This is a genomic window from Paenibacillus sp. sgz302164 (assembly GCF_056120505.1).
Genome location: NZ_JBVYOL010000044.1, coordinates 29,968 through 43,511 on the forward strand (window position 1 = coordinate 29,968; position 13,544 = coordinate 43,511).

A 13,544-nucleotide genomic window follows, 5' to 3' on the forward strand; every position below is an offset into this window, starting at 1 on the left:
CGCGGGGGTGTTGCTAGATGCGCGGAATACCCCGCTGTTTGCGAAGTCGGCTTGGGGCTGCAGCCCTGGGACGGCAGGGTACCGAAAACCTGCAAAAGTGCAGGCTTTTTCCGTGAAAGTGGCCCGTTTTGGCGAAAAGCCTGCGAAAGTGCAGGAATTTATTATTAAAACGGGCCTAAGCCCGTGTGTTTGATGAAATTCCTGCACATTTGCAGGAATTTTTCGTTGCCGGCGTATGCACGAGCAAAAAACTGCACATTTGCAGGTTTTCTCCGTGACGCCAGCCAGATGTGCTACCCCTAACGTACGGGTTTCATCAGTCTGGGCTTTCGCAGGTATTCTCCGTGACGCCAGCCAGATGTGCTACCCCTAACGTACGGGGGGGCAGCAGTCTGGGCTATTGCAGGTTTTCTCCGTGTCGCCAACGGATGTGCCATCCCCAAACGCACGGGTTTCATCAGTCTGGGCTTTCGCAGGTATTCTCCGCGTCGCTAGGTAGATGTGCTGTCCTCCTAACGTACGGGTTTCTCCAACAGTCTCACATTTGCAAGTTTTCTGCTCATTAGTCGAGTGGATGCGCCGGCTCTTGTGGGTAAGTTCTCTGAGACAGTCTCGCGTTTACAGGTTTTTTGGCGTGTGGCTGGTTATGTCTTGGCTATCCGGTTTTTTGATGTTCTTTCTAGTCACGATTTTTCAGCCCGATTGGATATATTTGTTTGCCGCCTGCGAGGCGATTTTGTTTTATTATGTTATGTAATATGCCATTAATCATCGCAGAAAAAAGTTTATTGCATATTTTCGATGCATGCGAAGGGTTTTGAGTGAGTTTTGTGTCAGTTTATATGACGGAAACAAGTTTATTGTTCGATTTGCTGACGCGGTGACATACTGTAGGTGTTTCCGGACGAAGCGGGACGACGATAAATCAGGGAGACAGGGAGTTGAGGGCAATGAAGAAGAGGTTGGTGCACAGCAGGTTCGGCAAACAGGCAGTGATGATGCTGACGCTCGTTAGCGTGTTGTCTGCTTGTTCAAGCTCAAACGGCAATTCGGGGGTTCAGACCGGCAAGGAAGCGGGCACAGCGGAGAAAAAGCCTGTAACGATCAAGGTCGAGGTATTCGACCGGGGCAACTCGCCGGCAGGCAAGTCGGTGACAAACAACTACTTAACGAAGTATGTGGAAGACAACTTTACTAAAAAGACAAACATCAAAGTCGAGTTCGTGCCTGTGCCCAGATCGCAGGAGGTTGAGAAGCTGAACGTGCTGATGGCCAGCGGCGATGCGCCGGATATTGTGTTCACTTACGATTCCAACGTCATCTACAGGTACGTACAGCAGGGAGGAGTCGCAGAGATCGGAGCGCTGCTCGATCAGTACGGTACTAACCTGAAGACATACCTGGGCAAAGATACGCTTGCTTACGGCACTTATGACGGCAAACAATATGCGATTCCGGGTAAACGGGTTTATTTGGGCAAATATTCCTCGGAAATTCGCCAGGATTGGCTCGATAAGCTCGGTCTCCCGGCCCCGAAAACGACGGATGAGGTGTACCAGACGCTCAAAACCTTTAAGGAAAAGAAACCGGGAGGCGACCAAACGATTCCGCTCGGCTTCTCCTTGACGAACGCTTCTTATGAGCCGATCATCTGGTCTTTCATCAAAAAAACTAGCGAAGAAGAGCGCTATACGCTGACTCAGCAGCTCGGTTCCAGTGAATATACGCTGCTGCTGCCCGGGCATAAGGACGGGGTCCGTTTCCTGAACAAGCTCTATAACGAAGGATTGGTCAGTCCTGATTTTGCGCTCGATAAAGATAAGAAGAAAATGTATCAGGACATCGCGACGGGAAAAGTCGGCATGTACGCAGAGGATGCGGGCGAATCTTATTTGACCAGCCCTCCCGATACGTATACCGTTCTGCAAAAAACGGTGCCGGGAGCCAAGCTTGCTCCGCTTGACCCGTATACGAACGAGGAAGGCAAGCATACGAAGCCGGCTTACATTCCTGCGGCACTGAACATTATCATTCCGAAAACGAGCAAAAATGCCGCCGAAGCGATCCAATATTTGGATTGGATGTCCCAAAAAGATGTGCTGTACGCGATGACGTACGGCGAGGAAGGCAAAAACTACACGTTGACTAACAGCTTGCCCGTTCCGCTCGATAACGAAGATACGAAGCAAAGTTTTTACAACAAGGGCGACTACACGATCATTACGAACGGAACGGATTTCGGCAGCGCGGATAAAAATACGGAAGCACTGTCGCTGGCTTTCATTGAAGCCAACCGCAAGGATGCGACGCAGGCCTACAAAAACGGCTCGACGGACGGCCTCTCGCCTGTAAGGTTCCAACGCCCGATCGAAGCCGAAGGAAAATACGGCAAAGCGCTGCAAGAAAAATACGAGCAGCTTATCGTGAAGTCGATGCTGGCCAAGCCCGCCGATTTCGACAAAACGTATGACGACATGTTGAAGGACTACATGACGAACGGCGGCGATGCCATCCTGAAGGAACGGACGGAAGCCTACAAAAATATGAAGAAGTAATCTCCGGCAGCTGGCTTCATGCATGGAAGTCCGGGCAAGTTCGAGCTTTCATGCATGAAGCGGCGCTTGATAATCCGAGAGTAACGGTGGAGGAAGGTGGAGCAGTTGAAAGGTTTCTCCGTGTATTTGAACAGATATTGGCAGCTGTATGCCTTGCTTGCGCTCCCGATCGTGTTTTTCATTATATTCAAATATGGTCCCATGTACGGCGTCTTGATCGCTTTCGAAGACTACAACCTTTTTCAAGGCATATCGGGGAGCCCTTGGGTAGGGCTGGATACGTTTCGAGCCGTATTTAAAATGCAGGATTTTTACACAGCGTTAAAAAACACGTTCATGCTTAATTTTCTGGATTTGATCGTTTCATTTCCGGCACCTATCCTACTTGCCATTATGCTCAATGAGCTTAGAATCGTCTGGTTTAAAAAAGTTTCGCAAACGATACTGTATTTGCCGCATTTCATATCTTGGATCATTATCGGCGGAATCGTCTACCAGGTTTTCAGCACGAATACGGGAATTCTCAATCACATGCTCGGTTATTTGGGCATCGGACCGATTCCGTTTTTATCGGATAAATATTATTGGCTGCTTACTTATTTGGGTACGGGCGTATGGCAGAGCGCAGGCTGGGGCACGATCATTTATTTGGCGGCGCTGACCGGCATCAGCAAAGAGCTATATGAGGCGGCTGAAGTCGATGGAGCGGGACGCCTGAACCGAATTTGGCATATTACGATACCGGGCATCAAACCGACGATTATCGTTCTTTTGATTTTAAAATTGGGCGAGATGGTGCAGATTGGCTTTGACCGTCCTTTCGTGATCGGCAATGTGCAGGTCCGCGAATTTTCGGAAGTGCTCAGTACGTTTGTTTATAAAATGGGGCTGCAGTCCGGCCAGTACTCCGTAGCGACAGCGGTGGGCTTTTTCCAGGCGGTAGTCGGACTTGTCTTTATTCTCGCGTCCAACTATATTTCCAAGAAAACGACCGATCAGGGCATTATTTAAACGTTTTAATCTCGAAAGGAGGAGCGAGCGCATGAACGCCAAAGCGGCAGACCGCACTTTTGATATCGTCAATATCACATTTTTGATTCTGTTTTTATTTTTGAGCCTGGTGCCGCTGCTGCACATTATTTCGGTTTCGCTCAGTTCCAATGCGCCGATTTTGACCGGGAAGGTCACTATTTTTCCCGTCGATCTCAATTTTGAAGCTTATTCCCATGTGTTGATGGATCCGATGATGCTCCATTCTTTGGGGTACTCGATTTTTTTGACGGTTCTTTTTACAATTGTATGTATTGTCATGACGATTGCCGCAGCTTACCCGCTTACGAAAACGGAGCTTAAAGGCAGAAAGTTTTTCATGTATTTGATCGTGGTCACGATGTTTTTCAGCGGCGGTATTATTCCGGAATACATTCTGGTCAAGCAATTGCATTTGATCAATACGACCTGGTCGTTGATTCTTCCGCAGATGATCAATCCGTTTTATTTGATTATTTTGATCACGTTTTTTAATTCGATCCCCAAGAGTCTGGAAGAATCCGCCGAGCTGGACGGAAGCAGCCATTTCGGTACGCTGGTCCGCATCATGCTCCCTTTGTCGATGCCGATTATCGCCACGCTGGGCCTGTTCTATGCGGTTAACCGCTGGAACGGTTTTATCGATACGTTGTTTTACATTACGGACCCGAAGCTGTACCCGCTGCAGCTCAAGCTGTATCAGCTCATTATGAACAGCCAAATATCCGACCAATTGCAGATGGAAGGCGCGCAGATCGTTCAGGTGCTGCCGGAAAGCTTGAAGGCGGCCAGCATTATGTTCGCAACGGTGCCGATTTTGATCATATATCCTTGGCTGCAAAAGTATTTCGTTTCGGGAATTATGGTCGGAGCCGTGAAAGGCTGACCTGGCAGTCTGGCGGGGGAACTCCGTAGAAGGTATACAAAAGTAACTCCGCCCGCCGGACTCCATGCTTGCATAGGAGGAGGAAATCAACATGCATCAACCGAAAGGCGAATATTCGTTTTCGACCTGCTGGAACATCAAGAAGCATACGAACGGAAGGGACATGATCGAGGAAATCCGCTCGCTCGGCTTCAGCCGGGTTGAACTGAACTATAACGTAAACCGGGAGTTTTTAGCGACGATCGAGCCGATGATCGAACACGGGGAAATCGGCGTATCCAGCGTGCACAACACGTTCCCGCACATGCCTGATCCGGATTACGGCACCGATTCGGTGCTGCTCGGTTTTGACGATGAAGAAAAGCGCCGCAAGGCTGTCGAACTGCTCGTGCAGTCGGCGGAATACGCGCACCGTTACGGGGCGGAGGCGGTCGTCGTCCATCCCGGCGAAGTGCCGTTCGACTACAATATCGATGAGGCGCTCAAGGCGATTTACAAGGACGAGGGCCCTGAGTCGGAGGCGTACCGGAAGCTGTGGCGGGACATGCTGGAGCGCAGGGAAGCGCTGAGCGGCCACTATACGAACAGGATCGTCGACAGCCTCTATACCGCTTGCGACCGGATTGCGCAGAAGGGCTGGAAAATCGCCATCGGGATCGAAACCCGTTCCCGCTGCTACCAGATGCCGACGCTGCAGGAGGCGGGGGCGATCATCGACCGGCTGCAGGGTGCCGCGCTCGGCTTATGGTATGACATCGGCCACGGCATGATGATGGACCGGATGGGCCTCTACGACAATGCGGCCGAAGCGAACGCGATGAAAGAGCGTGTCGTCGGCGTTCACATTCACGAAACGATCGGCTTGTCCGATCATTGGTGCCCCTATGTGCACAGCGGCGACATGAGCTTTTTTGACCGGTTCCTGCCGGTCATTCAGGCGGCGCCTGTGAAGGTTTACGAGCTCAAGGCGCTTTGCGAGCCGGAAGCGATTGAAGATAGCCACAATCTCATTGTGAACCGCATCGCGCAGCTGCCGGCCGCCAAAGGATGAGGTGAACCGATGAAAGCGGGAGCGCGGTTGTCCACCTTGTTCAAACTTCGGGCGCTTTACTTATGCACAGGGCTTGCGGGCGGTTTGCTCAACCCTTATATGACGACCATCTTCGTGCAAGGCGGTTTGGCCAAAAGCCATATCGGCATCATGATGTCGATAGCTTCGCTGGCCATTCTGGGCGCGCAGCTGCTCTGGGGCCGGTTAGCGGACCGCTACCAGATGACCAAATCGATCCTGCTCCTGAGCCTGGCCGTGCCGGCCCTGTTATCGATTCTGTATCAGGCGCCTTCCGTATTTCTGATGATAGCGGCTTATATGGCGGCTACCGTCTTCACGGCCCCGCAGGCCCCGATCGGCGACGCTTTCGCCGTGTCGGCCGCCCGATCCGCAGGCTCCTCCTACGGCTCGATCCGCAGCTTCCAGAGCGTCGGCAATGCGCTGGGCGGCTATGGAGCCGGCTTTTTTTTATCGTATTACATGCCTAATCAATTGTGGATCCCGTTTATGCTGTTCAGCTGCCTGGGCGTGATGATCGTACTTGCGCTGCCTGCCCAGAAGGAATACCATGTCAAAAGCCGGCCTTTCATCGACGGGATCGGGGAGCTGTTCGGCAACAAGCGGTTCGTTTTGTTTTTGGGCGCCTGTTTTCTGGTCAATCAGACGTTGACGGCGTTCAATACGTATTTTGTCGTCGTGTTCCAGATGGTAGGCGGTTCGTACGCTCTCTCGGGAGTCGCGCTGATGATCGCCGCATTTTCCAATGTGCCGTCGATGTTCGCCGCCTCTTTCGTTATCAAGCGGCTGGGCAATGAAAAAACGATGCTGCTGGCGACGCTGGCCTATATGGTGCGCTGGATCATCCAGTATATGTTCCCGATTCCAAGCGTGATGGTCGCCGTGCAAGTGCTGCAGGGGCTGTCGTTCGGCCTTTTTTACGTTGCCGCCGTCGAGTACGTCTCGCGGATTGTGCATAAAGAGATGCAGGCCACCGGACAAAGCGTATTCAATATGGTGTTCGTAGGGCTTGCGGGCATCGCGGGCAATATGCTGAACGGCTTTTTGCTGGAAAAGGGCGGCCCTTCCGCCATGAATCTGGTCTGCGCGTTGAGCTCGCTGCTCGGAGCTGTTATGCTGGTATTTGTCGCCTACGGCTTCAAACGGCAGCAGACCGGTTCGCTGCCAGCGGAAAAGCGGAAGAAACGTTACATCGCTTTCGATATCGGCGGAACGAGCGTGAAATACGGGATCGTCGACGAAGCCGGCGAGGTGCTGGCGGGCGGATCTTTGGCAACACAAGCGTCGGAAGACAGCGAGGCATTTATTGAAAAGCTGACGAGCGAAGTCCGCCGGTTTCGCGAAAAAGAGGGCCCGATCAGCGGCATCGCCATTAGCACGGCAGGCATTGTCGACGACTCGGGCACGATCGTAGGGGGCATCGAGAACATCCCGTGCCTGAAGGGCGTGAACTTGAAGCGCGAGCTGGAGTTGCGCACGAGACTGGAGACGCAGGTCATCAACGATGTCAACGCGGCTGCGCTGGGCGAGGCCTGGATGGGCGCCGGCAAAGGCGAGCGGACGTTTTTCTGCATCGCGCTCGGAACGGGCATCGGCGGAGCTATCGTCTTGGACTCCAGGCTGTACAAAGGCTCGCACTTCCGCGCTGCGGAAATCGGCTATATGCATATGAGCCGTATGCAGACCGGCAGCTATGAGACGCGGGCTTCCACTTCGGCCTTAGTCAGGAGCGTGCTTGACAGGCAGCTGGAGGAAACGGCGGCGGCCGGCGTCAATGGCCAGTCCATATTCGAACGGGTCAAAAGCGGAGATTCCGCATGGGCCGAGCCTGTCGACAGGTGGATGGACGAGGTAGCCAAAGGCATTGCCGATCTTATCTACGTGCTGGACCCCGGGCTGATTATTGTGGGCGGGGGCGTCTCCGCGCAAAAAACGTTTTTGACCGACCGGATCGCAGCCAAGGTAGACTCTTATTTAACGGCCGATTTTCAGGGGCTGACGCGCATCGTGCCAGCGCTTTGCGGCAATGAGGCCGGCATGCTGGGGGCCGTATCCTTATTTGCAACCCGGAACTGACTGAATGAAGGGAAGATGTGACGGTATGAGCTTAAACATGATGGAAAGCATGACGGACGAACAGCGTTATCTGGTCGATCACGCCATGGCGGATATGGATCTGTACTATGATGAGGAAATGAAACTGCTGCGGGATAAAGACAATGAGCAGCTTCATTATACGCGGGGGAGCGCGCACTATGCGATAGGACTGCTGCTCCGGAACGCGCCGGGAGATTTGGCAAGAGCTTGCGAAGTTCTCGCTACGGTGATGGACATGCAGTACGATTGTCCGGATGAAATCTATCACGGCACGTTTCGCACGGCCCCTCAGGTGCCGCACCCTCCGGCCGGCAGCTTTCCCTGGAAATCTTTTGCGCCGGGCTTCGCCTTCTTTTTGGCCGATACGTTCGGGAAAATATCCGACCGGCTCGGCGATCCGGCGGCGAGAGAATCGTTTCAAACCGCTGTAGACGACGTGCTGCCGACGGTTTGGACGACCTATGATCCGAACTGGCGGGAATTCATTGCCTGTGCGTTCGCCGTCATCCTGGAAAATTGGGCGGACAGCCTGCCCGCCGAGCTTGTCACCCGGATGGATTCCTGCATGCGCAAAGCGGTGGAAGCGTCCATCGACCGGCGTTTGTCGGATGCCATCCCGATGAACACCAACATCGAGCTTATGCATATGTTCATCTGCCACTATTTCGGACACCGGTACGGCATCGCGGACTGGATCGGGCATGCCGACCGGGAGGCGGGCAAGTTCATTGAAGCTTTCGCGGAGTTCGGGTCGTTCGCAGAGTTCAATACAACGACGTATTACGGCGTCGATCTGACCGTGCTGGGGCTTTGGCGGAACTACAGCAAGACGGATGCGTTCCGGCGGATCGGCCGCGAGATCGAGCAAGGACTGTGGGCGAACATCGCTTTATTTTACAATCCGAATCTGGAAAATTTGTCGGGGCCGTTCTCGCGCGCCTATGAGATGGAAATGAGAGACCACAGCTCGATCGGCGTCTTTCTTTATCTGGCTTTGGGCCAAGGCTACGAGTATCTCGCCGGGATCAATTGCGAATCCGAGCATGACCCGATGATCGCTCTGGTCGGGGTCGACGTGCCGCCGGCCGTTAAACCGGCGCTGGCTGCGTTCCAGGGCCGGCGGCTGGCCCGGAAGCAGTTCAGAGAGCTGTGCGAACGGGATCGCCCCGGCGCTAACTCGAATCTGTGCACGGCGACGGCCTGGATCGAAGACAATCTGATGATCGGCGGGATGACCGGGAGCCGCAACACGAACGGGCAAATGCATCCTGCGACGATGCACTGGCGAACCGGCGCTGGAGACAAGTATTATATGAGGCTGATTCGCCGGGAAGCGGGCAAGCATTGGAACACGCATCTGAGAGGCATTGCGTTCGATGCCGAAGCGGAGCAGGACCGGCTCGCGGTTGACGTTCATTTTCAGACGAATGCGGAGATCGAGCTGTTTTTCGAAATTGCGGGCAAGCATATTCACGACGCCGACATAGCTCCCGATGTGTGGACAATGCCTGGGCTGACTTGCCGCGTAGAGGCCGATGCGCCCGCGCCCGAAATCAACGTTTTTGACAATCGCGTTGAAGTGGTATACCGCTACCGGCCGCAAGTTTCCGGCGCTCATATGAGGTTTGCGCTCCGCGTCGAGCGCGATCCGGCTTAAGGCTGGGAGCAGGCAAAACGCCTGATTTGGCCTTGGGAATTTTTACCGCGACGCAAAATTTGAAATTTGTCCGAATTCTATGCTAGTCTATCAAAGTAAAAAAAAATGCCGAATCTTGGAGCAGCACAAGCTCCGGTACGGGGGACTTCTTCATTTGGGGTGAAAGATCGGTTCGGATGTCCGAACCGGTCAAGGGAATTCCTCTTCCCGAACCCGTCAACTAACCTCGGAGGCTCAGGGAGGCAATCTTTTTGAAACGTCTTGTTTATTCATGCGCTTTTATCGGCGCAGCAGTATCCGGCGCTGCTTTGCTGCCTGCCCAAGCGGAAGCTTCTCAAGCGCTTTCAGTCAAAGTCCAGGTCAACGACGACATCGTGCAGTTTACGGACGCGCAGCCTTTTATCGACAAAAATGGGAATTTGCAAGTGCCGTTAAGGGCCGTAACCGACAAACTGGGCTATGAAGTGAAATGGGCGAAGCAAGGAGGCGAGGTCGCCGTCTCGGTGTTGACCAAGGATCAGGTCGTTTCACTGAGGACGGACGAACAGCAAGCGCTTGTGGGCAGCAAGAAAATCAGCCTGGAGAGCAGCCCGGCTTTTATCCAGGGAAGTACATACGTACCGCTTCGTTTTATTACGGAAACGTTCGGTTCCAAGATCGAGTGGAGCGATGCGAATCAGATCGCGATCGTGAATGCGGACGGCAAGCCCCACAAGCCGGCCTGGACGGCGCCGCCGGAACCGCCCGCACCCGCACCTGCGCCTGCGCCGCCTCAGCCGTCCATGACCGATCTGATCGTGCAGACGGCGAGCAATTACATGGGAGTCCCGTACAAATGGGGCGGAACGACGCCGCGCGGATTTGACTGCTCGGGTCTTGTCGGTTATGTGTTTGAAGCGGAAGGAATCGATCTTCCGAGAACTTCCGCCGAAATGTACAGCGATGCCGGAACGCCGGTATCCGATCTGAAGGTGGGAGATTTGGTCTTTTTTGGCCGCGGTGTTGTCGATCATGTCGGTATTTATTTAGGGAATGATCAATTTATTTCATCCACCTCTTCAAGAGGAGTAGCCGTCGAGAGTTTGTCGAGCAAGTATTGGGGCGCGAGATACGTTGGCGCCAAGAGAATCATATAGAAGCTAGCCTGTCTGAAAAATGAAAGAAACATCTGTTTTGTGCAAGCCACGGAAAACGGATGTTTCTTTTTTGTGTTGAAAAATTGCGATTTATATCGAATTTTTATCGTTTTTCGCCTATAATGAAGAAATGTTCGGAGAAAGAGGAAGCGGGTGAACGGCGATCTCCATGCTGACAGCAGTCTTGAAGCGGTGGTTTTTAAGAAAAAATACAGCGGTTATCATGAACAATAATCATGCTGCGGAAATAAGCGCTGCGATCCCTCCGGAAATTATGGACGTGATCCGTCGTTTTTTTCAGACATACGACAATTTTCAAGGCGCGCGGAACCTCCAAACGGATACTTTTATTAGAGAAGTGTATTATGCCACGAAGCAGGACCCGGCCGATCAAAGCACGGTGGACGAAATGGAAGTCTATCTGCACTATAAAAACTTGCAGCGCCTGCGTTTGAAGCACTACGAGATCGATGAATTTCTCATGTTGAACAGCGGCGTCTGCCTAGTCGGCGTTACCCGGGAATTCAGCGGCAGCGTCCGGAACCGGGTGCTCTATTTTTTGAATAAGGAAGACGGCGCCTGGCGCTTTCATCATATTGCAAGATCTCATCACGGCACGATTACCGACAAGTTCCAGGTCAAGGAGCAGACGGGTTTCGTCGTTAGCAATGAAAAGACCGCCATGCTTTTTCTGGCTCACAACGGCACTTCCGACGCAATCGGCTACATGACAGGCGATTACGTCCATGTGGAAGGGTATCTGGAGGTCGAGCAGCAAGTCGGCGGCCAGTTTTTTTACAGAATTGTCCGCATGAACAGGATTCACTGATCAGAGCGGCTGTTACGGAAAAGTAAGGGAAGCGCGGTACAGCGCAGCGTCCCAGGCGACCTGCCCGCCGAGCGACTCCATGACGGTGCGAAGCGGCATATAGATGTGGCCGTCCACGATGGCGGGAGCGGCGGGCAGAACTACCCGCTTGTCGTTCCACAGCATGACGGGATCGTCCGGATGCAGGAGCAGGCGGTTGGCTCCGTACTGAACCGTTAGCGTGCGCGTGTTCCCGTTCCAGTCAAACTTCGCCCCGATCCTCTCCAAAATGCCGCGAAACGGCACCATGCTCGTCTCCTGGAGCAAATATCCCCTGAACTCGTTCACGAATTGCCCGTTCACTTCAACTTGAATTTGCGGATACCGGAGCCGTTCCACCACAAGCGCATTGCTGAGCAGTCGTCCGGGCGCGGTGAGCATGACGCCATCCGCATACAGGGCGGAGCTCGCGCCTCCATCGAGGTTCATGGCATCCGTCAAGCCCATGTCCTGAAGCACATGCGCCATGTCGTCGATCGTCGCCGAAGACATCGTGCCCATCACCAGACGGCGCGATTCGTCAACGCCGATAAAGCTGCGCACATTCGACTGTGTCGTAATTCGCGGATCGGTGAAGCCGTCTCTCTCGTAATCGATATCGACGGCGCCGCCGGCGAGCAGGCGCGGACCGGCGCCTACGGCTGCGTCCACCCGGGGCAGCGCGGGAGTGGTTCCCGAGCCGCCGTCCAGCGTTGACGTTAGGCGTATGGCGTCTCCCACATGGATGTTCGGCAGGACATGGGCCAGATTGTTGGCGCTGCGGCCGACAAGGCACACTTGTCCGTCTTCAGGGATGGCGGCCCCGTCTTCGGTGATCGCAGTGATAACACCTGCTTGAACGACGATTTTGGTCGAATTCGGAAAATCGATCCGTTCCCCGAAAGCTCTCGTGTACCAGATGATTTGATCGTCTACGGAATCTCCGTAATATTTGTTCACTCCCCAGGCGGTGAACTTGTAGGCGCTGCCGCCATGGGCAACGCTTATTTGGTGTCCGGTTCCGAAGTACCCCACGCTTACCGTCTTGTCGGCGAGGACGAGCAAGGACGGGGTGGTGCCGGAGTGCACGACATCGCCTGAATCGATGAGCAGCCCGTTCGGATAGCGAATCGTGTCGTCCTCTTCATAAGCGTCGAAAAACGTGCCATTGATGCCTGCCGCCGCATGATTGCGCTCCATCATGGAGCTGAAAGATTCGACATGCCCGATACCGTCGGCGGCCGTAACGGGCTTGACCCGCAGAGTGGGGTCCGTAAGATCGATCGAAACCCACTTGGCTGTAAAAGTTTTGCCGTTGTACGCGAGCGTCTTGCTCCCGGATTGAACGGAGTCATCCGCGGAAGCGGCCCCTGCCGGATAGCAGGCTGCGGACAGGAGCAGACAGCCGAGCAGCCCTATTTTCATGGTGAGAGAGCAGTGCTTGATAGTCATAGTCATTTGGAAGAGTTCGTCCTTTCTTAGGCAGGGATAACTGGGGGTCTGGCGAGCGGAAGTTGCTTTTGTACATACCCAATGAATAATGACAGTATATACTGCCGCTCATGCTGCATCAACACTATCATTTTGCATATACCTTCTACACAGTTCATCGGATAGACTCTTAGGAAGCATGCCTTCCGGCATACCTTGGCGATTTATTTCCAGCGAGCATTCGTTCACCTCTTTGTGAAAAAATTCAAAATGGCCCAACCCCTTTCCGCGAAAGGGGTTGGGCCATTTTGTCAACAAGCGTCCGACAAAAATGTTAGATTATTCACAGAATTGCTTTGCATATTAAGGTAATATATGGAACGATAGGGACAAAATATTACAAAATATAGCATATGGGTAATGAATAATGATGCCACAAAGGCTATATTACGTTTATCAACAACAGCCAATACAGGATGAGTAAAGGGAACGGAGGAGAGGGCCATGGCAGGCTTTGAACAGATCCGGGTCAAGACCGCGTATCCGATCCTTCGGCTGGAGGATGTGCAAATCGAGTGGAAGCCGGGGGAGCATGGACGGCTGACCGTGCGTGGAGTCGTAGATGAGGCTGTCAACGTAAGCGCAGCGCAGCAAGCATCGGCAAGCGATGAGATCCATGTCTACGAATATGACGGCCAGCGGGAAACAACGCTGTTCAAGGGCTTTGTGAGCGCAGTGAACATGACGCATGCCAACGGCATATACGGCATCGAACTGGAAGGGCTGTCCGGTTCGCATAGGCTGGATGTCGCCAAGCGGCGGCGAACGTTTCAGGAT

9 protein-coding genes, 1 pseudogene and 1 riboswitch are annotated in these 13,544 nt (G+C 53.5%); of the genes and pseudogenes, 9 read left to right on the forward strand and 1 reads right to left on the reverse strand.

The genetic code is table 11. The annotated features are described in order from the left end of the window. The first annotated feature begins 950 nt into the window (after window positions 1–950). From AC0LWT_RS36950 to AC0LWT_RS36985, 8 genes are all read left to right on the forward strand, one after another. Window positions 951–2,555, forward strand: a complete 1,605-nt coding sequence (locus AC0LWT_RS36950; protein ID WP_474686802.1) for an extracellular solute-binding protein — start codon at window positions 951–953, stop codon at window positions 2,553–2,555. 105 nt (window positions 2,556–2,660) lie between these two features. After that, a complete protein-coding gene (locus AC0LWT_RS36955) occupies window positions 2,661–3,566 on the forward strand; it encodes an ABC transporter permease (protein ID WP_474686810.1) in 906 nt (301 codons plus the stop codon). Window positions 3,567–3,597: 31 nt separating this feature from the next. Further along, window positions 3,598–4,470: a carbohydrate ABC transporter permease gene (locus AC0LWT_RS36960; RefSeq protein WP_474686803.1), complete on the forward strand. Its 873-nt coding sequence runs from the start codon at window positions 3,598–3,600 to the stop codon at window positions 4,468–4,470. Between the two features lie 91 nt (window positions 4,471–4,561). Beyond that, window positions 4,562–5,521 (forward strand): sugar phosphate isomerase/epimerase family protein, encoded by a 960-nt coding sequence (locus AC0LWT_RS36965; RefSeq protein ID WP_474686804.1) that lies wholly within the window; start codon window positions 4,562–4,564, stop codon window positions 5,519–5,521. Between the two features lie 9 nt (window positions 5,522–5,530). Then, window positions 5,531–7,615, forward strand: a complete 2,085-nt coding sequence (locus tag AC0LWT_RS36970; protein ID WP_474686805.1) for an ROK family protein — start codon at window positions 5,531–5,533, stop codon at window positions 7,613–7,615. A 25-nt stretch (window positions 7,616–7,640) separates the two neighbouring features. Next, complete coding sequence (locus AC0LWT_RS36975) at window positions 7,641–9,293, forward strand: hypothetical protein (RefSeq protein ID WP_474686806.1); 1,653 nt, start codon at window positions 7,641–7,643, stop codon at window positions 9,291–9,293. Between the two features lie 96 nt (window positions 9,294–9,389). After that, a riboswitch (cyclic di-AMP (ydaO/yuaA leader) is annotated at window positions 9,390–9,540 on the forward strand. A 4-nt stretch (window positions 9,541–9,544) separates the two neighbouring features. Then, the gene (locus tag AC0LWT_RS36980; RefSeq protein ID WP_474686807.1) at window positions 9,545–10,429 is read left to right on the forward strand and encodes a C40 family peptidase; all 885 of its coding nucleotides are present in this window, start codon (window positions 9,545–9,547) and stop codon (window positions 10,427–10,429) included. Window positions 10,430–10,598: 169 nt separating this feature from the next. Further along, the gene (locus AC0LWT_RS36985; protein ID WP_474686808.1) at window positions 10,599–11,258 is read left to right on the forward strand and encodes a hypothetical protein; all 660 of its coding nucleotides are present in this window, start codon (window positions 10,599–10,601) and stop codon (window positions 11,256–11,258) included. Window positions 11,259–11,270: 12 nt separating this feature from the next. Here the strand turns inward: AC0LWT_RS36985 and AC0LWT_RS36990 are convergent, their stop codons facing one another. Continuing rightward, window positions 11,271–12,734 (reverse strand): phosphodiester glycosidase family protein, encoded by a 1,464-nt coding sequence (locus AC0LWT_RS36990; RefSeq protein ID WP_474686809.1) that lies wholly within the window; start codon window positions 12,732–12,734, stop codon window positions 11,271–11,273. Window positions 12,735–13,211: 477 nt separating this feature from the next. On the opposite strand from AC0LWT_RS36990, the pseudogene AC0LWT_RS36995 reads away from it, so the two are divergent. Beyond that, a pseudogene (locus AC0LWT_RS36995) lies at window positions 13,212–13,544 on the forward strand (hypothetical protein); the annotation flags it as partial.

Excerpts from the sequence above, each read along its gene's own strand:
- AC0LWT_RS36950 (WP_474686802.1), top strand. The coding sequence starts at position 951 with ATGAAGAAGAGGTTGGTGCACAGCAGGTTCGGCAAACAGGCAGTGATG.
- AC0LWT_RS36960 (WP_474686803.1), top strand. The coding sequence starts at position 3,598 with ATGAACGCCAAAGCGGCAGACCGCACTTTTGATATCGTCAATATCACA.
- AC0LWT_RS36965 (WP_474686804.1), top strand. The coding sequence starts at position 4,562 with ATGCATCAACCGAAAGGCGAATATTCGTTTTCGACCTGCTGGAACATC.
- AC0LWT_RS36970 (WP_474686805.1), top strand. The coding sequence starts at position 5,531 with ATGAAAGCGGGAGCGCGGTTGTCCACCTTGTTCAAACTTCGGGCGCTT.
- AC0LWT_RS36975 (WP_474686806.1), top strand. The coding sequence starts at position 7,641 with ATGAGCTTAAACATGATGGAAAGCATGACGGACGAACAGCGTTATCTG.
- AC0LWT_RS36985 (WP_474686808.1), top strand. The coding sequence starts at position 10,599 with ATGCTGACAGCAGTCTTGAAGCGGTGGTTTTTAAGAAAAAATACAGCG.
- AC0LWT_RS36990 (WP_474686809.1), bottom strand. The coding sequence starts at position 12,734 with ATGACTATGACTATCAAGCACTGCTCTCTCACCATGAAAATAGGGCTG.